The following is a 22,917-nucleotide window of genomic DNA, read 5'->3' as shown; positions in this document are numbered from 1 at the left end:
GTTAACCTCGTAGTACAAACTTAGCAATGAAAAAGCCATCACTGCCATAACTATCAGGCAAAATCTTTAAGATTCCGTTTGGTGCTTCAAGTTCGCCTGTTTTGAATGATTGTAATTTAAAATTCGGATGCTTTTTCAAAAAGCCTTCAACTACCTGCTCATCCTCTTCTTCACTAATTGTACAAGTTGAATAGACTAGCTCACCTTTTTTACTTAAAAGTGAACTGGTGTGTTCAAGTATGTCTAATTGAATTTGTTGCAAATTGAGTAAGTCAGAAAGTTCTTTATTATACCGAATCTCTGGCTTACGTCTAAGTAAGCCAAGACCTGAACAAGGAGCATCTACTAAGATTTTATTAAACTTTCCTTTTTCAAGCGCACTATCTGCTTTACGAGCATCCATTTGCCTCGTTATAACTTTGTCAGTAACTTTCATTCTTTTAGCATTTTGCTCAACCAAGCGTAGCTTATTTTCGTGAATGTCTAGCGCAGTAACCTTGCCATTAGTCAAGTTTTCAGCAATCTGAACCGTTTTTCCGCCGGGTGCACTGCAAGCATCTAAAACAGATTCGTGACCATCAAAATTGAAAGCACTTACCGCCAAACTAGCAGCTTCATCTTGAATTGTCAAATTACCATTTTTAAATAACTCAGTTTCGGCAATCCCGCCGCGACCTAAACAAAAAACATCATTGGTCATAATTGATTTTTTAGGAGAAAAACCTAATTCCGACAACTCATTAAAAACTACTTTAGAGTTACATAAACGCGAAACTCGTACTGTGTTTTTAGCTGGTTCATTAAGGCTAGACAAAATACTAGCGGTTCGCTTTTCTCCCCAAAGAGAAATGAAATACTGTACAAGCCATTCCGGAACGCTATTTTTTACACTGAGAAAAGTAAGCGAATTATCAGGTGTTGGTAAAATAGTACCACGTCTAATTAAAGCGCGCAAAATACCGTTTACAATTTTAAATCCGGTGGCATTCGGTTTACCAAATTTTTTAGCCAAGTTATTAGCTTCATTCAAAACAGCCCGGTTTGGAACTTTATCCATAAAGAATATTTGATAAGCTGACATAAGTAATAACGGGCGAAGGTAGTCTTCCTTTAACCTAGTTTTTATCAGAGGTTGCAATTGGTATTCTAAGTAAATCTTATATTGAACCGTACCGTATACTATACGGGTCGCAAAATTACGGTCAGTTTGCGATAAGTTAGCATCGCGTAAACTATTATTTAAACTAATGTTTGAATACGAGTTGTCACGAAAAATCCGAATTAGCGTTTCTAATGCAACTTCGCGAGCACTGCTAACTGTCGACAATTTTATCGCCCACCTTAAATTTACTGCCTTGACCATTAATAAAGCTCTTAATATCCATTTTTTTCTTGCCTGAAGGTTGAACTTCTAAAAGCTCCAATACCGTGTTTTGTGCAAAGCCAATTGCAAACCGACCTTGATTATCTACTAAGCTACCCGCTGATAATTTTGTTTTTTCATTACTGACTTTTGCCTGCCAAACTTTCAACCTTTTCCCATCGATCATTAAATAGGCACCAGGATCAGGATTTAAGCCTCTAATTAGATTGTTAGCTTTAGCAGCAGTCATATCAAGCTTAATCTGTTCTTGTTCTTTAGTTATGTTTGGCGAAAAAATCACTCGATCTGAATCTTGCTGAGTTTTCGCTGTCGGATCAGCTATTATTTTGGGTAGTGTACTTAAAAGCAGATCGCGTCCAACAATTGATAGTTTCGCAAAAAGGCTGCCACTAGTATCGTCATCGGCAATTTTTACTGTCTCTTGAGCATAAATATCACCGGCATCCATTTGTTTGACCATTTCCATAATTGTTACACCTGTTTCCGCATCCCCATTAATCAGCGAATATTGGATTGGCGCACCTCCACGATATTTGGGCAAGAGTGAACCATGAACATTGATTGCAGCAATTTTCACAGAATTCAGGAATTTAGTCGGCAAAAATTGCCCATATGCAGCAGTAACAATTAAGTCAACATGCAGCTTAATCAGCTCCTCAACTTCAGTAGAACGTGATAATTGTACTGGTTGAAAAACCGGCAAATTTAACTCTTCGGCTAGAACTTTTACTGGTGTTTTTTTGATCTCTTGTTTACGACCAACCTTTTTATCTGGCTGAGTTACAACACCTTTGATTTCATAATTGTTTTCGACTAGTCCCTTTAAAATCGGAACAGAAAAATCAGGCGTGCCCATGAAAATTACTGATGTCATTAAACGTTCCCCTTTACATAATGCGCTCAGGCTCATTATCAATATAGATATTTAAGCCATATTTTTTAACTTTTTGCGCAGAATTCTGAATTTGGTGCAATAGCTTATTCAAATTATCTTCTTTTTTATATTTTACCAGTATTTGATAATAATATTGATCTTTTAATCGCGAGATTGCACTTGGTGTTGGACCCAAAATAATTGTAGATTGATGCAATTTTTGGGTAAGCTGATTTTTGATTTTAAAAGCTTCACGAGCAGCGTTTTGCTCCTTTTTGGCAGCAACTGAGATTAAAACAGTATAGAAATATGGCGGATAGTTGCCCGCATGTCTAACTTTCATTTCATAAGAGTAAAAACGTTCATAGTCCTGCTTTTTCGCCAATCTAATGGCATAGTGATCTGGATTAAAGGTCTGAATGATTACTTCACCTTTCTTTTCTGCCCGACCTGCTCTGCCAGCAACTTGAGTCAACAGTTCAAAAGTGCGTTCAGAAGCATTGTAGTCCGGCAACCATAATCCAGTATCAGCATTGATAACACCAACCAAAGTAACATTAGGAAAATCAAGCCCTTTAGCTATCATTTGCGTACCCAGTAGGATATCGGCTTCATGATTACCGAATTGATCCAAAATCTTTTTATATGCTCCTTTTCGTCTTGTCGTATCAACATCCATACGCAAAATTTTGGCTGCTGGCAAGAGTTCGCCTAATTCTTCCAATATTTTTTGCGTTCCACTGCCTAAAAAACGAATCTGCTTACTTTGGCAATTTGGGCATGTTCTAGGAATCGTCGTATTATAGCCACAATAATGGCACTGCATTTGCTGGGTATCTTTATGCATGGTCAAAGAAAGATCACAATTTGGACATTTCATTACATATCCGCATTCGCGACAAAGCATGAAGTTAGCAAAACCTCTGCGATTGAGCATTAAAATTACTTGCTCTTTTTTAGCCAAACGGTCTTTAATGGCCTCAACTAATTGAACGGATAAGTCTAACTGTTGACCAGCAAAATCAGTTTGTTTTAAATCAATTAAATTAACTTCAGGGAGTTCTTTATTATTTGCACGCTTATGAAGCTGCAAAAGCTGATAAACACCCTTTTGTGCACGAGCCCGGCTGTCTAAAGATGGTGTTGCACTTCCAAGAATAAGCGGACACGAGTTGTATTTACTGCGCCAAATCGCTACATCACGGGCGTGATAACGCGGAGTATCCTCTTGCTTATACGATGATTCGTGTTCCTCGTCAATTACAATTAAGCCAATATTAGTTAACGGCGCAAAAACAGCGCTTCGCGCGCCAACTACAACATGAACTTCACCGCGCCGAATTCTTCGCCATTCATCATACAGCTCACCTTCAGACAAACCGCTATGTAAAACCGCAATTTTCTCACCAAAGCGTGACTTAACTTGCTCTACCATTTGTGGTGTTAAAGAAATTTCTGGTACTAACATGAGCGCGTTTTTTTCATTTGCAAGAGTTTCACTAATTGCATGAAGGTAGACCTCAGTTTTTCCACTTCCGGTAATTCCTTCTAACAAAAAAGTTTGTGCTTTCTTGGCTTTAATTGCAGGCGCAATCTTTTCTAAGGCAACTTTTTGTTCAGCATTTAACTTGTTTTTTCTATCATACGGACGTGCTTCAGCAAAGTCAGTTAACGGATCACGATAAATTTCAGTTTCTTTTTTTTCTAACCAGCCTTTTTTTACTGCACCAGTCAAAGTAATTGTTTTAATATTTGATTCTTTTTCCAGTTCATTCTGAAGTTTAGGAAATTCTGAAAAATGTTCAATTATATACATCAAAAGTTGCTTTTGGTTGATAGCATTTTGTCGCAAACCTTCATACGCTTGGAGATATTGCTTTTTGGCTAAAGTTAAGGAATAGCAATTTTGCGTCTTTACTTTTGCTCTGTTTTCAACAATATACTCGATTTTAGCATCTTCATTACGGAGCAACTTTCTAATATAAGCAACTTCTTGGTTATCGTTTATCTTATTTAAATCTATTGGACTACCCTGAAAAAAAGGTAATCTTTTAGCTTTATCTGAAATGGGCGTAAGAATCTTTCGATAATTTGCCCGCATAACTCGGGGAAGCATTGTTTTTAAAATAGAAATACGGTATGAAAATACTCGGTTAGCAAGAGCTTTTGATAGTTCAACTAACTCGTTGGTTAATGGTGGCATTTCATCAACAACCAAAAGTAAGTCCTTTAGTTGTCCTTGAAATTGACTGGTTTCACTTAAACCAACAACAAAGCCCTGTAATTTCCGCGGACCAAAAGGAACAAAAACACGTGAGCCGATTTCCACGTCTTCAAGTTCCTCTGGCACATGATATTCAAAAATACGGTCTGTTTGTTTTGCGGCAATATCGATTATTATTTGCGCAATCATTCAATCACCTTTAGAAAAAAAACCTCCATCTCTTTTGGGATGGAGGTCATAAATTTAACCAACTACTGATTAACCTCGCGATGGTTTGGATCAACAGTTACTTTACCTGCTTCAATTTCTTCAAGGGCTTTTCCAACTGGTTTTTGAGATTTATATTCTTTCAAAGCTTCTGGGTCACCAGCTTCTAGTTCGTGTGCCCGTTTGGCAGCAAGTACGGATAATGAATACCGCGAATCTACTTGGGCTAATAATTTATCAATTGATGGGTATGTAACTCTCATCTTTAATCCTCCCTAACCATTTTACGATAAGTATCTATAACACGCTTAACGCTAACGTGTTCAGCATCAACAATGGCCTTAATGTGGTCAACCGCATTAGCCACCGTGTCGTTAACAACAGCGTAATCGTAATCTTGCATGACCAAGATTTCATTACGTGCTTGTTTAATTCGTCCCTTAATTACATCTTCAGATTCAGTTCCACGATTTTCTAAACGTAGATGTAAAGTATGTAAATCTGGTGGAGTTAAGAAAATGAAAACACCATCAGGCATATTTTCTCGAACCTTTTTTGCACCATTAACATCAATTTCTAACAAGACATCTTTGCCTTCACTAATCATTTTTTTGACAGGTGCAAGTGGCGTTCCATAGTAGTGGTTCACATATTTATTATATTCTAAAAGTTCACCACACTTAATAGCTTCCTTGAACCGTTCTTCGCTAACAAAGTAATAATCTTTGCCATCGACTTCTCCAGGTCTAGGTTTTCTAGTAGTCATCGAAACTGAATACTCGAACGGGAAAACCTTATTTTCAACGATCGAACTTTTAACAGTTCCTTTTCCAACTCCAGAAGGACCTGAAAGGACAAGTAACAAACCTTTTTCTGTCATGCCAAACTCCCCTATAAAAAGCTATTACGTCTAGTTTGCACTAAATGGACAAGATTTTCAAGTTCGGACTATCAGTTATATTTTAACACTGAAGATATTGGTAAGAACTTTAAGTAGTTATTTTAAATAAAAAGCTTGTTTTTCTGAACAAATGTTCTTATAATGTAATTAATCAAACAAATGTTCGAGTAATATTGAGGATGAACTGATGAAAAACTCACTTAAAAAAATCTATCATTACTTTTTTGAATATGATGACGAAAAACTAAGTATTTACAGCCAGTATCAAAATGAAATTTTAGCTTCATTGAACTACGCATTGTTACGGCGAGCTTATGTTTTACTCAATTATCATGATGGCTCCAGTGAAATTGGTCAAATTACCAAGCGACTTTCAGCTGGTCGCTTTGTTTTACGCACTACTAACCAAAAACTGATTAAAGTAATCGACTTAGACAATGTTTTTAGGGTTGATTTAGCCTAATTCTCTTATAAATATTAATTAAAAAGCCCAGAATTTTTCCATTCTGGGCTTTTTACGCTATCTTTTTCGTTTTAAATAAACAACTTCACTTTTTATTTCAAATCCAGCATTTTGGTAAGCATGAACTGCTGCAAGGTTATCAGGTTCAACTTCAAGTTCAAATTCCTTAGATCCTCTTTCTTTCAGCTCTGCCATCATTTTTTTGATAAAAAAGGTTGCGTATCCACGACCACGAAAATCATCTCGGATAAATAAACCAAAAAAATAGTCACGTATGCTTAAGTCTACAGCGCAATACCCAGCAATTTCATCTTGATAAGTTAAAACAAAATTGACTTTTTCTTTGTCTTTAAAGCTTTCAAGAATGTAATTTTTCGTTGATTCAATGTTTTCATCAAATGCTTTACTGTAATGCTGTACTACTTTTTCTATGTCATCTTTGTTCATTTCTCGAACTGCCAAATTCAGATCAAGATTATCATTTTTTGCTATTCGTTCAGGTTTAGAGGCCACCATATAGAAATCATGATCATCAATTTCCAACTTAGTTTTTGCCAGAAAATCAACATTTTTTGTAATAAATGATTTTTCTGAAACAAAACAGTATTTGTTATAACCGTATTGGGCCATGATTTTTTGCGCACGTTTAGTCATTTCGCGCGCAATACCTCGCCCGCGGTAGTCCGGGGCTACTTCAACGTGTAATTCAACCTCACCATCTGGTTTTTCATCTGCATAAAGCATTGTGAGTCCAATCATTTTGCCATTATCAATTGCATAAATAAACGTTGGCATTTCAGTAAAATAATTAAACTGATTGCTTAAATAAATTCCCTTATAGGTATGGTCTTCTATTTGTACAATTTTAGTTAGCTTTTCTGCCTGGACAACTTCGTCACTATTCAGCGCTACCTTTTCATAATATTTCATTTTTTCTTTTTAAAACTCCTCATTAAATCTTGAGCATTTTGTTTAGCTGCTTGCGTTACATCGCTGCCAGCCATCATTTCCGCAATTGCAGTTACTGTTTCTTCTTGTGTCAACGGTCCAATTTGTGCATAAGTGGCTCCGTTTTTAACTTGTTTAGCTACTAAATATTTTTGGTCACTAGCTGCCGCTACTTGGGGCGAATGCGTAATCGCAATTACCTGCTTACTTTCACCAATTGAATGAAGTTTTTCGCCAATTGCAGCCGAAACTCTTCCTGAAACCCCGGTATCAATTTCATCAAAAATCATCGTACCAACTGGTTCTACTCGGCTGAAGACAGTTTTAAGTGCCAAAATTAGGCGCGATTGTTCACCACCAGAAACAATTTTAACCAGTGGCATTAAATCTTCTCCCGGGTTCGGAGCAATCAAAAAAACAACTTCATCCATACCTTTTTTGGTAAAAGTTTTCTTAGTTGAAATATCAATTACAAACCTTGCTTTGGCCATGTATAAGTCTGCTAGTTCTTGCTTAATTTTTTCTTCCAGTGTATTAGCTACTTTTACACGAATCTGATGCAAGCTTTTAGCTTCGGCAGTTAATTTTTGCTCAATTGCAGCAACCTGTTTTTGGAGCTTTTCTTCATCTAAGCCACCAGTTTCAAATTGTCCAAGCTCTTTTTGGACTTTTTCATAGAAATCAAAAACATCTTGTAAATTCGGTCCGTATTTTTTCTTTAGTGAATTAAGTAAATCAAGTCGATTAGAAACATACTGAAACCGTTCTTCATCAAAGTCCATTTCATCAAGCACATTAGATAATTCACTACGTGCATCACTTAAAGCATAAACGCCATCATCAATTGTTTTAGCAATATCCTTAAACTTAGCACCATATTCAGCTAAATCATTTGCTGCATTTTGCGCATTATCAAGAAGAGCTTCTATTCCGTGGTCTTCATCGTCATATAATTGCATTAAATAATTAGCCGTATCGACAATTTTTTGATAATTATTTAGCTCATTATATTCTTCTTCAAGTTGCTCATCTTCATCAGGGTCAGTCAAGTTTGCCGAGGATAGTTCATCATTTTGATAACTCAAAATATCCTGCTTCTGAGCAAGTTCTTGCGCATCACTTTTTAAATGATTAAGTTGAGCAGTTAGCTTTTGCCAAGTATAAAAGTCTTCCTTATATTGCACTAAATCGGCTTTAAATTGCGCGGAAGCGTAATTATCAACCAAGTCAATTTGTCGCTCTTGATCCATTAAAATTTGTTGGTCATTTTGCCCATGAATGTCAACTAAGTAATTACCTAATTCGCGCAGTACATTAATCGTAGTAAGCTGTCCATTAATTCGCACAACGTTGCGACCTTTAACTGCCAATTCACGGCTAATTACCAGTTGACCTTCAGAATCTGGTAAGCCATATTTTTCACATAACTTATTTATTTGTTTTGATTCTTTATCAATTTCAAATAAGCCAGTGACAATGGCCTTTTTTTCGCCGGTGCGAACCATTTCCTTTTGGCTACGTCCACCCATTAATAATGAAACAGCGTCAATAATAATTGACTTACCAGCTCCTGTCTCACCAATTAAAACCGTCATATTTTCTTGAAAGCGAACCTTCAATGTTTTAATAATAGCGAAGTTCTTAATATCCAGCTCAACTAACATAATTTTCTCCTACAGCTCGGCAACTGCTCGTTCAACCACATCTTCAGGGGTTTTTGTCCAAACTAACTTCCCACCATCGTTTTCGTCTTTTTCTATGTGAATTAAGAACTCAATGTTACCTTTACCACCTTTAATAGGTGAATAATCAACATCTAAAACATTAAACCCTATTTTTCTGGCCTTATCAATTGTATGCTGAATAACATCACAATGCACACTATGGTCATGAACAATACCATGTTTACCAACGTTTTCAGGTCCTGCTTCAAACTGGGGCTTAATTAGGCAAACTGCATCACAGTGATTTTTTAAAATTGCAAACATTGGCGGCAAAATCAAATCAAGTGAAATAAATGAAACATCGGTCATCGCAAAATCTGGTAAGCCTTTAGTAAAATCTTGCGGCTTACTAAAGCGGAAATTCTGTTTTTCCATTACCACTACACGCCGGTCGTCCCGTAATTGCCATGCCAACTGGTTGTATCCAACATCAAGTGCATAAACTAGTTTGGCTTTATTCTGTAAGGCCACATCAGTAAAGCCCCCAGTCGAAGCACCAATATCAAGACAAATCTTATCAGTTAGATCAATCTTAAATGACTTTAACGCTTTTTCTAGTTTAAAGCCCCCGCGCGAAACATACTTTTTACCTGAGTCCTTAATATAAAAGTGTTCGTCAGTCGGAAAACTTGTTCCACTTTTATCAATTCTTTGGTGATTATGGTCAGAAACTAAGCCCGCCATAATTGCTCGTTGAGCTTGTGTCCTAGAATGAAACACACCTTGTTTTGCTAATAAAACATCCGCTCTTTCTTTTGCCATTATAGTACCTTTTGGTATAAATCAAGGAAGCCAGCTAAAACAAAACCATTTAGTCCTTTCAAACATAGCCTAGCATGATTAATTAACTCAGTTAGTTCTTTTTTGCTTTTTTCGACTCCAAGTAAAGTCAGAGTATTATTCTTGCCGTTTTCTTGATCCTTATGCGTTGTCTTGCCAGCTTCTTGAGTTGTTTCAATAACATCGACTAAATCATCATAGATTTGGTATGAGCGCCCAAAATCCTGCGCAAAAGCCATCAGCTTAGTTTTTGTTGTTTCATCAGTACCAACATAAACAATTGCCATTTCAACGCAAGCTTCAATAAGACATCCCGTTTTAAGCCATTCCATTCGACTAATAAATTCTGAATTATCTGCTACATTTGTATTATTAGTTGAATCAATGTCTAAGTATTGACCGCCAACCATACCGTTTGGACCTATTGCTTTGGTTATAATTTCAACTACTTTTGCCGATTTACTACCGGTAGTAATCCACTGAATTCCAAGCGGAAGAAGAGCATCACCAGCTAGAATTGCTTCTGCTTCGCCCCATTTTTTGTGACTGGTTAAATTACCACGACGGAAATCATCATTGTCCATTGCTGGCAAATCATCATGAATTAGTGAGTATGTATGGATCAATTCAATTCCACAAGCAATTTGAATTTCTTTTTCGCCAATTTCTTTACCCAGAGCATCCAATGTGGCTAAAAAAAGCAACGGTCTTAACCGTTTACCACCAGCCATCACCGAGTATGACATAATCTGACTAAATTTTTTATCAGCAATATCTTGTAGTAAGTGCTTTTTTAAAAATTCATCAATTGATGGTGTCCATTTTACTTTAAATTCTTGAAAGTTCATTATTATTCTTCCGGTGCAGCTGCGTTGTTTGGATCAAGTTTGTGTTCCGTACCATCACTATCAATTAGCTTTGCGACAGTTTCCTCAGCCTCAGTCAACCTTTTATTTAAATCTCGACTCAGCTTTACGCCTGTTTGAAACTCATTTAAAGCATCCTCAAGCGGAACATTACCATTCTCTAAGTTGCTAACAATCTTTTGTAATTCAGTTAATTCTTCTTCAAAATTATTTTTCTTTGTTGCCATTTTTAGTTCTCCTAATTGATTTGATAATCGCTTGCGCATTTCCATCTTTAAAATGAATATCTACTTCATTATTTGTTTTAATTTGCTCAATTGAACTGACTGTCTTTTGCTGATCATTAGTTACGAATGCATATCCTCGATCAAGCGTTTTAAGTGGACTATAGTCATCCAACTGCTGGCTAGTTTGAGCAAGCCCATGTCGTTTTTCTCGCAGCATGTTTTGCATATTAGCCACTAATTTTTGGTAGTAAAAATCTTGCTGTTGCGAAACTTGTTCAATTTTTTTGGCAGGACTTGCTGATACTAATTTCTGCTGAGTTAATTGATAACCTTGTCGAGCACGCTCTAATAAATGCACCATACTGCTATGAAGACGGTCACGTAAGAGATCCAAGGTCTGAGCCTGTTCATCATAAAGCCTAACCGGTTCACGCATTATAATTGAATTGTTGATTCGATTTAAGGCATCTCTTCGAACGCGAATATTATTTTGCATACTTGCAAGTAAACTGCTTTGCAACTGGTGAATATTGGCTAGTTCATCAGTTAAATTTGGGGTTGCATATTCAGCTGCGGCAGTGGGAGTCGCAGCGCGAGCATCAGCTACCAGATCGCATAATGTCGTATCAGTTTCATGACCAACTGAAGAAATCACGGGCATCTGCATGTCATAAACTTGACGTACAACCGCTTCTTCATTAAACGGCCAAAGGTCTTCAAGCGAGCCGCCGCCCCGACCAATAATCATCACATCGTATTTATCACCGTACCCAGCAATCTGTTTCATTGCCTTTACTAGTGAATCCGCAGCTCGGTCACCCTGTACTTGTGCAGGAAACAAATCAACTTGTGCATGCGGAAACCTCCTGTTCGCAGTGACTAAAATATCATGAATTACGGCCCCTGAAGCACTTGTAACAACTGCAATATGGTCAGGGAACTTTGGTAGCTTTCTTTTGTGTGTTTGGTCAAACAGCCCTTCATCCGATAGCTTTCTTTGCAGTTGCTTTAATTGCTCGTAAAGAGCACCAAGGCCAGCGGGTTCCATTGTTTCAGCATAAAACTGATAAGTTCCTTGTGGTCCATATACGCTGACATAGCCAGTTATATAAACTTTCATTCCTTCTTCGGGCTTAAATTTTACCTTATCAAAATGAGAGCGAAACATAACTACATTAATTTTTGATTTTTCATCTTTAAGCGAAAAGTACTGATGAGAATTTCGCCGGTAACGATAATTTGAAAGCTCACCTTGAAGGAAAATCTTATGTAAATACGGATCGTTTTTAAATTTTTGGGTAATATAGTAATTTAAGTCCGTAACGGTAAGATATTTGTTATCTTCCATATTTTCTCCTTGTTAATTGGACTACCTGTTCCATTAAAGATTCGACAGTAAGGGGACCTATTCCCCCAGGAACCGGAGTTATATAACTAACTTTTGGCTCAACGTCAGCAAAATCAACATCACCTACCGTTTTACCATTTAACCGATTAATTCCAACATCAATTATCACTGAATTTTCTTTGACCATTTTTGCCGTAATTAACCTAGCCTGACCAGTAGCTGTAATAAGGACGTCAGCTCTCTTAGTATATTCTGCAAGATTTTTAGTCTTCATATGCAAAATTGACACCGTTGCATCTCGCTCCAACATTAATGCCGCTAACGGTTTACCAACAATACTACTACGCCCCACAATTACAACATTTTTGCTACGTAAACTAATCTGATAATAATCAAGCAGTGCTAAAATTCCATGGGCTGTTGCTGGTTCAACAAAGTGATCCCCACGCCATAAACGACCCACATTGCTTGGTGTTAAACAATCAACATCTTTTTCAGGACTTATATGCGCCAGTGCTTCGTTCAAATCAATCTGATTTGGCACCGGTAACTGAATCATAATTCCATCAATATTGTCGTCTTTATTAAGTCGGTCAATTAGAGTAAGCAAATCGTTTTGTGATTCATCAATTGGTAATTGATAAACTTTCTGTGCGATTCCAATTTCAGTGGCACGTCTTTTTTTCGTTCTTAAGTAAATTTGACTACTGGTATCATCACCAATATTAATTACGCAAAAAAACGGAACGATTCCTTGCTGTTTTAACTTATCAACTTTTTCTTTTAGTTTGATAGCACTAATGTCGGCCAATAATTTTCCATCAAGTATCTGCGCCATTTAATTCTCTTCTCTAAAAAAATAGCCGGCCTGACAGCCGACTATTAATTATTTTTCGACGAAATTTGCCAAAATACCGTTTATAAACGGTTTTGTTTTCGAATCAGCAAACTCATCACATAAGTTTAAAGCCTCATTAACCGCCGCTTTAGGTTCAATTTCTGTGCTATACTTAATTTCAAATAAAGCAACTTCTAAAATAGCCAATGAAATTTGACTAATTCGATCAATTCGCCAGTTCTTCTTTAAATAAACAGCCAGTTGACCTTTTAATTCGTCTCGCTTTTCAATGACACCATCAATAATCGTTTTTGAATATGCAGGAAGTGTCTTGAGATCAAGCGTTTCGATCGTTTTAGCTTCAACTTCAGCAGGGGTATACTTAGTATCTTGATTAGCTAAATACACCGCTTGCATTGCAACTCTACGACTCTCGTGTTGATTCATTTTTACCCTTTTCATCAATGTCAGAGAACAGTTGGGAAGCACCACTTTCGTCTTCTTCTTCGTCCTCTGGAAATACTAAGCCAATTACGTGGACATTAATTTCTTTAAGGGTTAAATCCGTCATTTGTAGAACTTGTTGTTTCAGAGACTTTTGAAGACCTTTAGCAGTCTTTGGAACATTGCAGCCAGCTTCAACACTAACGTAAACGTCAGCGATTAAGTCGCCGTCTTCATTAACTCTAATTTCTACGCCCCGACGTAAGTCTTCACGACCTAAAACCCAGTTAATTCCAGATCTGACATTACCATGCATTCCGGCAACACCATCAACTTTTTCGGCAGCGATGCCCATGATAATTTCAAGAACACTAGGATCAATTTCAATTTCTTCGCCATTATTTTTATCATCTAAGACAATTTTCGAACTATCTGCCATTTTGTTTACCTCAAAATACTATTTATTTGCGCGAGATACGTAACTACCATCAACGGTATTAATTATTAAAACATCGCCTTCATTAATAAAGAAAGGTACGTTAACTACTAAACCAGTTTCCATAGTTGCAGGTTTACCACCACCAGAAGAAGTATCACCTTTAATATTAGGTTCAGTTTTAGTAACTTCTAATTCAACGGTATTTGGCAACTGAATTCCTAAAGTTTTACCTTCATGCATAATTACACTAACGTCCATGTTTTCCTTTAAGAACTTAGCTTCATCAGTAACTTGTTCATTTGGGATAGCTAATTGGTCGTAGGTAGCAGTATCCATGAAAACATAGTTTGAACCGTCATTATATAGATATTGCATTCCTTTAGTTTCAATTTCCGCAGTTTCAACCTTGGCAGTCGAACGGAAAGTATATTCCTGAACTGCACCGGTATTCAAGCTCTTAAGCTTAGAACGAACAAAAGCACTACCTTTACCTGGCTTCACATGTTGGAATTCAACAATCCGCCACAAGTCATTATTATACTTAATGGTTAGGCCGTTCTTAAATTCGTTTACTGAAATCATTGTCATATTAAGTACCTCATCTCCATAATAATATCTTACCAATTCACGCGTGATTTTACTATAAATAATATTTAACTTTTATAAAGAAATTAACTCATCCTTAGGCAAAGTCGAAAGTGTTTCCGGTGTCTGGTCATTAACTAAGATATCATCTTCAATTCTGACCCCACCTTTATCCGGTAAATAAATCCCTGGTTCAACCGTGTGTACCATATTGTTAACTAGTTCTTGCTTTCCAAATGGTAAAGCTGGTTGGCAGAGTTCATGAATCTCCAAGCCGATTCCATGACCAATTCCATGGCCAAAGTATTCTCCATATCCTTGCTGATTAATGTAGTCACGGGCAGCTCGATCTACATCAGCGCCGCGATTTCCGACAACAGCAGCTGCAATCCCACGTCTCTGGGCTTCAAATACAATTTTATAAATTTTGTTCAATTCATGATCTACTTTTCCAACTGCAATCGTTCGAGTAATATCAGCTGCATAGCCATGATAAAAAGCTCCAAAATCTACCACGACCAAGTCGCCTTGTTCGATTATTTTATCGCTGGCTACACCATGAGCCCATGCTGAACGAACCCCCGAAGCAATAATAGTATCAAAACTTGGGCCTTCTCCTCCGTTAACCTTAAACAAGTAATCCAGTTTAGCACCAATATTACGCTCTATTGCACCCGGCTTAATCATTGGCAGAATTTCATTAAAACTATCCATCGAAATACTAATAGCTTGGCGTAATGCCGTAAGTTCGATAGCGTCCTTTACATTCCGGACACGTTCGATTAGTTCCTCACAAATTTCAAAATCGATTTGCGGGTTTAATTTCTGTAAATTTTGATACTCGACAGCGGAAACAAACTCGCCTTCAATAAGAACCTTTTTTAGATTTGCAGCCTTTAACTGTTTACTTATTTCCTGATCTTGATCACCGCGCTTCATGACTACTTTCATTTCACCAGGGGCTTGCGCTTTAATTTGACCCTCAAAACGCGAATCCGAAAGCAAGATCCGATCTCCCTGAACAGTTAAAATCAACTGAGCTTCTTCACCAGTAAAATTAGTCAAGTAGCGGTAATTCGCTTGGTTGAATATGAGAAAACCATCGGCGTCTTGCTGTTTTACTAATTTGTTAACTTCGTCAATGCGCCGGTTTATTAACGTTAACAATTCATCTCTTTCGGCCATGTTCAACTTCTCCTTATCAGAATCTTGACTTTATTTTACTGCTAAAGGCTCTTAGCAACTATCATTTTAAAAAAAGAAAAAAGACGAGAAGCACATGCTTTTCGTCTTCTTTTTTTAAGAACTAAATTATTTAGCTTCTTCTTCAACTGGAATAACAGAAACTTGTTTTCTGTACTTGTCCTTACGTTCAAACTTAACAACACCATTTACTAATGCAAATAATGTATCATCTCCACCTTGACCAACATTCTTGCCAGGGTGAATCTTGGTTCCACGTTGACGATAAATAATCGTACCAGCATGAATAGTTTGACCATCAGCAGCCTTAGCGCCTAAACGACGTCCAGCTGAATCACGACCGTTAGCAGTAGAACCGCCACCCTTGTGGTGGGCAAATAATTTAAGATTTAAAATATTCATTATCTCTTCACCTCTAGCTTAATTCAATTTTTTCAACTGTAACCTTAGTGTAAGGTTGACGGTGACCATATTTTGAATGTGAGTGCTTTTTAGGCTTATATTTGAAAGTTACAACTTTCTTTTCTTTGCCTTGTTTCTCAACTTTAGCAACAACTTTGGCACCCTTAACTAATGGAGTACCAACTTTAACGTCCTTGCCATCCGAAGCTAAAATTACTTCATCAAAAGTAACTTTCTTACCTTCTTCGACATCGAGCTTTTCAACAAAAACACTATCGCCTTCAGCAACTTTGTATTGCTTACCACCGGTTTTAATAATTGCGTACATTTACTGCCCTCCAAAAAATACTCAGACTCGCCAATCGAGGTGCTTTTCAATAAAAATCTTTTTACCTCGAACTGTGCGGTTGCAGATGTGGAGGTCTCCACAAATACAACTACTTCATAATACTACGCTAAAGTCAAATTGGCAATAAAAATCCTTGTTATTTCCTGCCAATAATTTATATCTGCCACTTGCCGCCATGAACTCGAGCAACATTTTCAGTAACGATAAATGCTTCGTTATCGATTTCACGTGCTTTAGCAACCAGTTGGCCATATTCATTAGTATCAACAACAATTACTAATTGTTGTTTATCTTTATCAGTATAGCCACCCACAACGTTAAACACAGTTAAACCTTCGTAGTCCTTTTGCAACATGTCTCTGATTGAATCAAGCTTTTGATTGCTCATGATCCGAACTTGGTATTTCTTGTCAAAACCAGTTTCAGTGTAACGCATAGTAATCGTGGTAATAACCTGAGAAAATGCCGCTAATAAGAAGGCTTCGGTACCATCGACAAAAAGATTTAGTACAATAATAGTCATATCGATTGCCATTAACGACATTGCCGGATCAATATAAAAGTACTTTTTAATAATGAGTGGCGGAATTGTAGTCCCACCAGAGGAAGCATTGATTCGATATAGCATCGAAACGCCGACGCCCATTAATACTCCTCCGTATATTACCGCTAACATGTTGTTTGAAGTCAGCTTAAAGCTTGGCGTAATCTGCATTAAAATTGGCAAAGTCATACTACCTAAAGCTACTCTTTTTAAGGTATCTCTACCAAGAAAAATAGCTGCTAAAATCAGCATAAGCAAATTTACTACAAAAACAGTCAAAGATCGATTAATTCCCCATACTGCGTCAACCAAAATTGATATTCCTGTAGAACCTCCAGCTGCAACATTAATTGGGGCATAAAAGAAGTTAATTGCAATTGTAATTATTTCCAATCCGGCTAAAAAGAACAGCCAGTATTGCCAAGTGTGTCTATGTTTTACGTTATTCATCTCATCTTCCTTTCGTAAAAATAATTGTGTATTATTATACAAAAAAAGACGAATTTATCCAAGTAATATAATAATGTAAGCGTTTCATTTTAAAGAAGAAGGGTTTTCTTTAAACCTTTTTAAATATTTCCACATTCATCACGATTTAAAAAGTTACAATAAGCTCGATGCTTTATCCAGTTCTACTTGTCATATGAAAATAATGGCATAAGTGTTAATGACAGTTATCACTTTATTTAGTTAATCAGACAATTTGTAATCAATTGTCTGGTTTCCTTCATACGCAGGAAGATGTTTTTCAGCTCGATATAATGCCCGTTCAAATGATTGATACCCTTTACTAGAGCTAACTGCAAATTTAATATTATACTTGCTGGCAAACTCACGAATATTCCAAGTACTATCATGTGCAGCAAATGCTGTAACTAAGATTACAATATCCAAATCCTTGATTTGATTTTCAAGTATTTTTTTCTTCCCTTGAAAGGCATCAATGGGAATTGGGATACCATTGTAGCTGTTCACAATTCCTTCCAAAACTGCCTCATTTTGGTTATCACCAACAGCAATTCCAACACGTTGATAATGTAAATCCATAGCCAATTTAGCAAGTTCTTCTGAACTTTCAGCAGTTTTTATTTTTTTCTTTCTAGTTGTAGCAACAGTTTTGGGCGTATCAACTTCATAAATCCATCTAATTTTTATTGCTGCAGATGGATTTTTTTTAAGACGCACATCTCCATCGTACCAAGCTAAATCAACGATGGACCCATCTGTTAATTGAACATTTCCTCCAGAAAAATGACTCGAGTCAACTGGTAACAAGATTGACTTTCCACGTACTCGTAATTTTTGACCTTTAATGTTGCGACTCACTGATAAATGACCTGGTCTACCTTGCACCACACCATACTTAAACGTTGAAATTTTATCGACTTCCATACTAGAAAGTTGATGAAAACCAACCAAACGTAGAATTTCTGCTTCATAATTTGAATTACTATGGTCAGGTAGCGCCTCAACAATATCGCCACTTTTGAGATTCAAAGAATGAATCTGTGATTCTTTGAGAGTAAAAACACGCCGATTACTATCATTAACTAAATCGCAACCAGATAATAGACGGATAACCGTATAGCGCTTGCCTTTGCGATAATCTCTTTTAGGTGCTTCTTTTTGCTCCAAAGCTGTCTCGAAAACTCTTTTATTAATCACATCTTTAGTAGCCTTAGAAGCGCGAATGGCTTGTTCTAATTCAGTTATGCTTTGGTGATAAGTAGAACTATCATTTGGCGTATACATTAATTGATGAATTGCCGAGAGTGCGTTCTTTTTTGCTCTTGATTCACCAGGCGATTGAAGCAACTTTGCAAGACTAGAAAAAAGAAGCCCTAACTGTTGCGAATCCATATGTGCTTCTTTAGATTTAGATTTTGAAGAAACTTCTTCTTCGGTCATACCTAAAATCAACTTAATAGCAGTCAAACCATTGCGCAAACTTTGGTCATCTCCAGTTGTTCTATCTAAGATTTTTCTTAAGTTATTGCGATAATCAAACATATTTTTCAACTTCTTTAATCAGGTTCTATTTAGTATAGCATTTAAAAAATCCAAAAAGACAGCTTGCTTTCTGGACCTTTTTTTAGAATACTCCTCCACCAGAGCCGCCTCCGGAGCCACCAGATGAACCGCCGGAAAAGGCTCCTGATGAGCCAGCTGAAGAAGAGAAACCCGCTGAAAAATCATTTACAAAACTTAGGCTGTTTCCGAACGAAGATCTTGCAAAATACGGGTTATTGTCACGTTCTTCTAAAGAAAATTCTGACTTAAGTTGATTGAATACATTTTTCGCCAAGCCAAAGGCAACTGCATAAGGCATAGCATTTTCCCAAAACGTTAAATCACCATTATCGTGCATCTTGGCATCGCTAATTTCACTAAGTGCTTTTTTGAAACGATGAACTTGATTAGTTAGTTCCGCCCCTTTTTCAGTATAGATTGATACTAAATAGGTTCTAAGTAAGGCATCAAGATCTAATATCAAAAGAAGGCCATCGACAAGTGCAATTGGTAATATAAATTCTCTTATTCTATACAACAAATAAACAGTTGAAGCAACATTAATAATCATCATTAAGCCAATCACGAATTGATTATTTTCTCTTTTATTCTTATAGTTTTGTGCCACAAGTCCATTATCAAAAAGCTTGCGTTCTTGTTCTCTCCGCCACTGTAAATATGCATTTGAGAGATCAGATTTTTTGTAGCGCCTTAATTCTTCGGTAGTAAAAGATTTGCCATTGCCAACTTTATTAAATAGAACATTCATTACTTCACTTTCATCAATCACATTCGGATCAACTAAAGTAATGGTGAAATAATTCTGCTTTTTATCCGGAATATCATCAATTGAGTCGACTTTTATTTTCTTCTTGGTTGCCAATTCCATCACATAAGCTGTGAATGCTTCTTCATCAGGTAGACGTTCTTGATCCAAAATCTGTGCAGTCACTGGGTCAACGTCAGGAATTTTGAATAAAGGTTCGAGGTCAAAAATAGGTTTTGGACTAGTACCAAATTTTTTAATTTTGCTTCCCCTGATAATTCCATAAAGTGCAGAAACTAAAGCAATTAATACTAGTCCTCCATTTAAGATACTGTTTTTCAGTCTTTGCTTATTTGCTTGGGTAGCGAGATAGTTTTCTTTTTTAAGTACCTGCTTACGACGATTTTTGTTTTTTACATTCTTATTTTTAGCAGTAACACTTAACGGAAAAATTGAGTGTACTTCAATCCCAGTTTTCGGATTAAGCTTTCGAACGGTCATCTCAATGCGTCCTTTTTTAGGATTAACATCAATATGACCATTCAAGGGACCGTGAGCCCACGCTTGCAGATTTTTTACAGATCCGGGAAAAATTACGGTGGCTTTAACATTGTTTAAACTAACATTCCAGCTATTACCAACAATCATGAAATTTAATTCTGCAATATCACGATAATTTGTGATTAAGTTAGTAATTTTATAGTGATAAACAACTTGCATTGAACCACCATCTTTGACCATATAGTATACTCGGAACAAATAGCCTAGGTCATTAAGTTTGATTACTCTATAAGAAGGCAGCCACTTTTCTTTTTTCTTGCCGCTGCATACCTGAATGGTAAGATCTTCAACTTTTTGATTTTTATCAAGATTTTGTTGGTAAAAAACACCCTTTGCTTTATCAACGTGTTTAAACTGATAATTAATTTTCCGATTAATCCATACTGAACCGTCATTATTAACTCTAGCAGTCACGTCGTTGTTAGTAATACTATACTCAGGATTCGCTTTTATCTTTTGTGGCGAAACTAAACATAGAAATATCGTACCAAAAAGCACAAACAATCGTATTAGTTTTCTTTTCATAATATAAATTACTCTAAGTAGTTCTACAATGACCATACCCGATCCTTTAAACCTGTTTTTAATATAGAGCACTTTGCTCATTAGTTATCAGCAATTCTTTAGTTAGCTATGGTCACATAAAACGAGCTAGAAAGCGCCTCCACCAGAGCCACCGCCAAAACCACCAGAAGATCCACTGGAAAAGTCACCGGAACCAGAACTGCCAGATGAAATCCCATTTGTAAAACTAGATGAAAAGCTGTCCGAAAAACTGCTTGAGCCACTAATCATAAACGAACTAGAGTAATTTCGCTGCAATTCTTCTTCGCCAAATTCAAGTTTAAGCTCTTTCAGTACTTTTTTGGCTAAACCAAAGGCGACAGCATAGGGCATGATATCTTGCCAAAGTATAAGATCACCAACATCACGCATCTTAAAACGGCCAATATTAGTAAGCATTTTCTTAAAGCCACGAACTTTATTCGTTTCTTGTGCACCGTCTTGAGAATACTGCGAAATCTGCATAATGCTTCTGACAATTGCCAAAATGTTTAACAGTAAAATGATTACTTCAGTGATTATTACTGGTAATTTCAAATACTCATTGTGGACTATTATAAAATATGCAACTATTGCACTTAAAAACATTAATAAAATAATTATTTCAAAATAAGCAGTTTGCTTTTGTATTAACTTTTCATCAAGTAGACCGGTATTTTGAACTTGGCAATACTGATCTTGGGTCCAAGTAACGTATTCTTCACCAAGTAGCTTACCTTTATACTCTCTTAACTGCTTAGTTGTTACAGTATTTTGATCGCCGACTTCAGTAAACATAGTTTCTACAAGCTTATTTTCAGCTAATACACTAGAATCCACGACAGTTAACCGATAATTAGTTTTTCTTCCTTCTTGGTAATCTTCAATTTTAATGCGGTTTTTACCGGCAAGCTGCATGATATAAGCCGTGAAAGCTCTACTGTCAGGTTTACTTGTTTTATCTAAAATCTGGGCTGTGACTGGATCAACATTCGGAATTGCATAATTAAACGCCAGCTTTTTCATTTTTTTTGCTTTAAAACCTTGTTTTTTAACTGAAAAGCCCAAAACAATCCCTAAAAGCCCGGTAAATAGAAAAAGCAAAAGCAAGAGAATGCTTGTTCTTATTTTAGTAAGACGCATTACACTAGCTCGCCTTGCTAAAACAGCTTCCTGCCTTTGAACAGTTTGACGATGATTCTTGTTAACTACTTTTTTGTTCTTTGAAGTAACGCTCAAAGGAAAAATTGCATGAATTTCAATTCCTGTATGACCATCGAGATTCCTTGCAGTCACAACAATTTTTCCTTTATTAGGTTTGACAACGATATGACCATTAAGCGGACCATGTGCCCATGCTTGCAAGTTTTTGACCGGTCCAGGAAAGATAACACTGGCCTTTACGTTATCAAGACTTGTGTCCCATCCGTTTCCAATAATCATATAATTTAATTCGGCAATATCATGGTAATTAGTAATTGCATTAGTAATTTTGTAGTAATAGGTAACCGTAAAATGTTTTTTTGCTTTAACTTTACGATAAACGGTAAAATAATAGCCTTTATCTATTTTATCTAGGCTATAGGTTGCCCCAAGAGTATTGGAATTACCCTCGCCTTTAATCATAACCCTAGCATGCTCTAGCTTTTGATCCTTGTTTAAATTTTGCCGATAAAAAACACCGTTTGCATCATCATAAAAAAAGTACTTAATTTGACGTTTCATTGAAACAGAACCGTCAGGGTTTATCTTGGCCGTAGCTGTATTATTTTCAATTTTATAGTGAACATCTGCTTTAACTTTTTGTCCAGGAAGAAGACAAAAAACGACAACACTTAATAAAGATAAAATTCGTAATAGCTTTCTTTCCATATTTACTCTCACCTATACTGTATTTACCGTCTCAATTTAACATTATACAAAGTACTAAGCGAAAATGATATATTGGTTATACTGAAATATAGTTTGCTAAGATATTAAAGATAACGTTGACTTTTAAAAATAATTTGATTAAAGTGCTTTACTGCAATGTTAAAACTAAAATATTCTTGTTGCATTTAGCAAAACTTTTCTCTATAATGGTTTATGTTCCAAAAACGGAATTGCATTATCATGGTCTGGTAGCTCAGCTGGATAGAGCAACGGTCTTCTAAACCGTGGGTCGTGAGTTCGAATCTCACCCGGATCATTTTTTATGGTTTTTATTGATTTTTATCAATATTGAATCCTGTTATATCAACATTTTGATGTTTGTTGATTTTAAACAATTTTAAAGTTGGCTAACATT

General features: G+C 36.4%; 23 protein-coding genes, 1 tRNA gene and 1 other annotated feature. Of the genes, 2 read left to right on the top strand and 22 right to left on the bottom strand.

The genetic code is table 11. From position 1 onward, the window contains the following. Position 1: 1 nt before the first annotated feature. The 5 genes from rsmB to gmk all read right to left on the bottom strand — a co-directional run bounded on the left by rsmB (position 2) and on the right by gmk (position 5,569). On the bottom strand, positions 2-1,363 hold the full coding sequence (rsmB, locus tag AC2JF9_RS00415; protein ID WP_500724681.1) for a 16S rRNA (cytosine(967)-C(5))-methyltransferase RsmB: 1,362 nt from the start codon (positions 1,361-1,363) through the stop codon (positions 2-4). Next, positions 1,314-2,258 carry a methionyl-tRNA formyltransferase gene (gene fmt, locus AC2JF9_RS00410; protein ID WP_500724679.1) on the bottom strand — a complete coding sequence of 315 codons (945 nt, stop codon included), beginning with the start codon at positions 2,256-2,258 and terminating at the stop codon, positions 1,314-1,316. The genes rsmB and fmt overlap by 50 nt, the downstream gene beginning before the upstream one ends. Before the next feature lie 13 nt (positions 2,259-2,271). Next, positions 2,272-4,671 carry a primosomal protein N' gene (gene priA, locus AC2JF9_RS00405; protein WP_500724678.1) on the bottom strand — a complete coding sequence of 800 codons (2,400 nt, stop codon included), beginning with the start codon at positions 4,669-4,671 and terminating at the stop codon, positions 2,272-2,274. 62 nt (positions 4,672-4,733) lie between these two features. Next, on the bottom strand, positions 4,734-4,952 hold the full coding sequence (gene rpoZ / locus AC2JF9_RS00400; RefSeq protein ID WP_500724677.1) for a DNA-directed RNA polymerase subunit omega: 219 nt from the start codon (positions 4,950-4,952) through the stop codon (positions 4,734-4,736). A gap of 2 nt (positions 4,953-4,954) precedes the next feature. Next, positions 4,955-5,569 (bottom strand): guanylate kinase, encoded by a 615-nt coding sequence (gene gmk / locus AC2JF9_RS00395; RefSeq protein WP_500724675.1) that lies wholly within the window; start codon positions 5,567-5,569, stop codon positions 4,955-4,957. A 208-nt stretch (positions 5,570-5,777) separates the two neighbouring features. Here gmk and AC2JF9_RS00390 point away from each other — a divergent pair, with 208 nt between their 5' ends. Next, positions 5,778-6,053: a hypothetical protein gene (locus tag AC2JF9_RS00390; protein ID WP_500724674.1), complete on the top strand. Its 276-nt coding sequence runs from the start codon at positions 5,778-5,780 to the stop codon at positions 6,051-6,053. Positions 6,054-6,110: 57 nt separating this feature from the next. On the opposite strand, the gene AC2JF9_RS00385 is transcribed toward AC2JF9_RS00390, so the two are convergent. The 17 genes from AC2JF9_RS00385 to AC2JF9_RS00305 all read right to left on the bottom strand — a co-directional run bounded on the left by AC2JF9_RS00385 (position 6,111) and on the right by AC2JF9_RS00305 (position 22,502). Then, positions 6,111-6,983 carry a GNAT family N-acetyltransferase gene (locus AC2JF9_RS00385; protein ID WP_500724673.1) on the bottom strand — a complete coding sequence of 291 codons (873 nt, stop codon included), beginning with the start codon at positions 6,981-6,983 and terminating at the stop codon, positions 6,111-6,113. Continuing rightward, the gene (gene recN / locus AC2JF9_RS00380; RefSeq protein ID WP_500724671.1) at positions 6,980-8,665 is read right to left on the bottom strand and encodes a DNA repair protein RecN; all 1,686 of its coding nucleotides are present in this window, start codon (positions 8,663-8,665) and stop codon (positions 6,980-6,982) included. Before recN ends, AC2JF9_RS00385 begins: the two co-directional genes overlap by 4 nt. A gap of 9 nt (positions 8,666-8,674) precedes the next feature. Further along, entirely contained in the window at positions 8,675-9,487 is an 813-nt protein-coding gene (locus AC2JF9_RS00375; RefSeq protein ID WP_500724670.1) for a TlyA family RNA methyltransferase, read from the bottom strand. Further along, complete coding sequence (locus tag AC2JF9_RS00370) at positions 9,487-10,356, bottom strand: polyprenyl synthetase family protein (RefSeq protein ID WP_500725376.1); 870 nt, start codon at positions 10,354-10,356, stop codon at positions 9,487-9,489. Before AC2JF9_RS00370 ends, AC2JF9_RS00375 begins: the two co-directional genes overlap by 1 nt. Next, positions 10,356-10,598, bottom strand: a complete 243-nt coding sequence (locus tag AC2JF9_RS00365; protein ID WP_500724669.1) for an exodeoxyribonuclease VII small subunit — start codon at positions 10,596-10,598, stop codon at positions 10,356-10,358. The genes AC2JF9_RS00370 and AC2JF9_RS00365 overlap by 1 nt, the downstream gene beginning before the upstream one ends. Beyond that, complete coding sequence (gene xseA, locus AC2JF9_RS00360; RefSeq protein ID WP_500724668.1) at positions 10,579-11,946, bottom strand: exodeoxyribonuclease VII large subunit; 1,368 nt, start codon at positions 11,944-11,946, stop codon at positions 10,579-10,581. Before xseA ends, AC2JF9_RS00365 begins: the two co-directional genes overlap by 20 nt. Continuing rightward, the gene (locus AC2JF9_RS00355; protein ID WP_500724667.1) at positions 11,936-12,784 is read right to left on the bottom strand and encodes a tetrahydrofolate dehydrogenase/cyclohydrolase catalytic domain-containing protein; all 849 of its coding nucleotides are present in this window, start codon (positions 12,782-12,784) and stop codon (positions 11,936-11,938) included. Before AC2JF9_RS00355 ends, xseA begins: the two co-directional genes overlap by 11 nt. A gap of 48 nt (positions 12,785-12,832) precedes the next feature. Further along, positions 12,833-13,231: a transcription antitermination factor NusB gene (nusB, locus tag AC2JF9_RS00350; protein WP_500724666.1), complete on the bottom strand. Its 399-nt coding sequence runs from the start codon at positions 13,229-13,231 to the stop codon at positions 12,833-12,835. Then, positions 13,209-13,667 carry an Asp23/Gls24 family envelope stress response protein gene (locus AC2JF9_RS00345; protein ID WP_500724665.1) on the bottom strand — a complete coding sequence of 153 codons (459 nt, stop codon included), beginning with the start codon at positions 13,665-13,667 and terminating at the stop codon, positions 13,209-13,211. Before AC2JF9_RS00345 ends, nusB begins: the two co-directional genes overlap by 23 nt. Before the next feature lie 18 nt (positions 13,668-13,685). Next, complete coding sequence (efp, locus tag AC2JF9_RS00340) at positions 13,686-14,255, bottom strand: elongation factor P (RefSeq protein ID WP_500724664.1); 570 nt, start codon at positions 14,253-14,255, stop codon at positions 13,686-13,688. A 72-nt stretch (positions 14,256-14,327) separates the two neighbouring features. Then, positions 14,328-15,437 carry an aminopeptidase P family protein gene (locus AC2JF9_RS00335; protein WP_500724663.1) on the bottom strand — a complete coding sequence of 370 codons (1,110 nt, stop codon included), beginning with the start codon at positions 15,435-15,437 and terminating at the stop codon, positions 14,328-14,330. A gap of 126 nt (positions 15,438-15,563) precedes the next feature. Further along, positions 15,564-15,857 carry a 50S ribosomal protein L27 gene (rpmA, locus tag AC2JF9_RS00330; protein WP_046307181.1) on the bottom strand — a complete coding sequence of 98 codons (294 nt, stop codon included), beginning with the start codon at positions 15,855-15,857 and terminating at the stop codon, positions 15,564-15,566. Positions 15,858-15,870: 13 nt separating this feature from the next. Continuing rightward, positions 15,871-16,185, bottom strand: a complete 315-nt coding sequence (gene rplU / locus AC2JF9_RS00325; protein WP_500724662.1) for a 50S ribosomal protein L21 — start codon at positions 16,183-16,185, stop codon at positions 15,871-15,873. Between the two features lie 13 nt (positions 16,186-16,198). Next, positions 16,199-16,276: a sequence feature (ribosomal protein L21 leader region), on the bottom strand. Between the two features lie 84 nt (positions 16,277-16,360). Further along, positions 16,361-17,200, bottom strand: coding sequence for a YitT family protein (locus AC2JF9_RS00320; protein WP_500724661.1), 840 nt, complete (start codon positions 17,198-17,200; stop codon positions 16,361-16,363). Between the two features lie 240 nt (positions 17,201-17,440). Next, positions 17,441-18,760, bottom strand: coding sequence for a DUF2325 domain-containing protein (locus AC2JF9_RS00315; protein ID WP_500724660.1), 1,320 nt, complete (start codon positions 18,758-18,760; stop codon positions 17,441-17,443). 82 nt (positions 18,761-18,842) lie between these two features. Further along, complete coding sequence (locus AC2JF9_RS00310; RefSeq protein ID WP_500724659.1) at positions 18,843-20,612, bottom strand: DUF2207 family protein; 1,770 nt, start codon at positions 20,610-20,612, stop codon at positions 18,843-18,845. Between the two features lie 126 nt (positions 20,613-20,738). Beyond that, the gene (locus AC2JF9_RS00305; protein ID WP_500724658.1) at positions 20,739-22,502 is read right to left on the bottom strand and encodes a DUF2207 family protein; all 1,764 of its coding nucleotides are present in this window, start codon (positions 22,500-22,502) and stop codon (positions 20,739-20,741) included. Positions 22,503-22,744: 242 nt separating this feature from the next. On the opposite strand from AC2JF9_RS00305, the gene AC2JF9_RS00300 reads away from it, so the two are divergent. Beyond that, positions 22,745-22,818 (top strand) — tRNA-Arg (locus AC2JF9_RS00300). Positions 22,819-22,917: the final 99 nt, after the last annotated feature.

The organism is Lactobacillus sp. C449L (assembly GCF_059900815.1).
This window is presented reverse-complemented; position numbering and strand designations above follow the sequence as displayed.

Bases quoted from the DNA above. Each gene is read 5' to 3' on its own strand.
- AC2JF9_RS00305 (WP_500724658.1), bottom strand. From the start codon at position 22,502: ATGGAAAGAAAGCTATTACGAATTTTATCTTTATTAAGTGTTGTCGTT.
- recN (WP_500724671.1), bottom strand. From the start codon at position 8,665: ATGTTAGTTGAGCTGGATATTAAGAACTTCGCTATTATTAAAACATTG.
- AC2JF9_RS00375 (WP_500724670.1), bottom strand. From the start codon at position 9,487: ATGGCAAAAGAAAGAGCGGATGTTTTATTAGCAAAACAAGGTGTGTTT.
- AC2JF9_RS00345 (WP_500724665.1), bottom strand. From the start codon at position 13,667: ATGGCAGATAGTTCGAAAATTGTCTTAGATGATAAAAATAATGGCGAA.
- rpoZ (WP_500724677.1), bottom strand. From the start codon at position 4,952: ATGAGAGTTACATACCCATCAATTGATAAATTATTAGCCCAAGTAGAT.
- AC2JF9_RS00390 (WP_500724674.1), top strand. From the start codon at position 5,778: ATGAAAAACTCACTTAAAAAAATCTATCATTACTTTTTTGAATATGAT.
- gmk (WP_500724675.1), bottom strand. From the start codon at position 5,569: ATGACAGAAAAAGGTTTGTTACTTGTCCTTTCAGGTCCTTCTGGAGTT.
- nusB (WP_500724666.1), bottom strand. From the start codon at position 13,231: ATGAATCAACACGAGAGTCGTAGAGTTGCAATGCAAGCGGTGTATTTA.
- AC2JF9_RS00365 (WP_500724669.1), bottom strand. From the start codon at position 10,598: ATGGCAACAAAGAAAAATAATTTTGAAGAAGAATTAACTGAATTACAA.
- efp (WP_500724664.1), bottom strand. From the start codon at position 14,255: ATGACAATGATTTCAGTAAACGAATTTAAGAACGGCCTAACCATTAAG.
- rpmA (WP_046307181.1), bottom strand. From the start codon at position 15,857: ATGAATATTTTAAATCTTAAATTATTTGCCCACCACAAGGGTGGCGGT.
- AC2JF9_RS00385 (WP_500724673.1), bottom strand. From the start codon at position 6,983: ATGAAATATTATGAAAAGGTAGCGCTGAATAGTGACGAAGTTGTCCAG.
- AC2JF9_RS00315 (WP_500724660.1), bottom strand. From the start codon at position 18,760: ATGTTTGATTATCGCAATAACTTAAGAAAAATCTTAGATAGAACAACT.
- priA (WP_500724678.1), bottom strand. From the start codon at position 4,671: ATGATTGCGCAAATAATAATCGATATTGCCGCAAAACAAACAGACCGT.
- AC2JF9_RS00355 (WP_500724667.1), bottom strand. From the start codon at position 12,784: ATGGCGCAGATACTTGATGGAAAATTATTGGCCGACATTAGTGCTATC.
- rplU (WP_500724662.1), bottom strand. From the start codon at position 16,185: ATGTACGCAATTATTAAAACCGGTGGTAAGCAATACAAAGTTGCTGAA.
- AC2JF9_RS00310 (WP_500724659.1), bottom strand. From the start codon at position 20,612: ATGAAAAGAAAACTAATACGATTGTTTGTGCTTTTTGGTACGATATTT.
- AC2JF9_RS00320 (WP_500724661.1), bottom strand. From the start codon at position 17,200: ATGAATAACGTAAAACATAGACACACTTGGCAATACTGGCTGTTCTTT.
- AC2JF9_RS00335 (WP_500724663.1), bottom strand. From the start codon at position 15,437: ATGGCCGAAAGAGATGAATTGTTAACGTTAATAAACCGGCGCATTGAC.
- rsmB (WP_500724681.1), bottom strand. From the start codon at position 1,363: ATGGTCAAGGCAGTAAATTTAAGGTGGGCGATAAAATTGTCGACAGTT.
- xseA (WP_500724668.1), bottom strand. From the start codon at position 11,946: ATGGAAGATAACAAATATCTTACCGTTACGGACTTAAATTACTATATT.
- fmt (WP_500724679.1), bottom strand. From the start codon at position 2,258: ATGACATCAGTAATTTTCATGGGCACGCCTGATTTTTCTGTTCCGATT.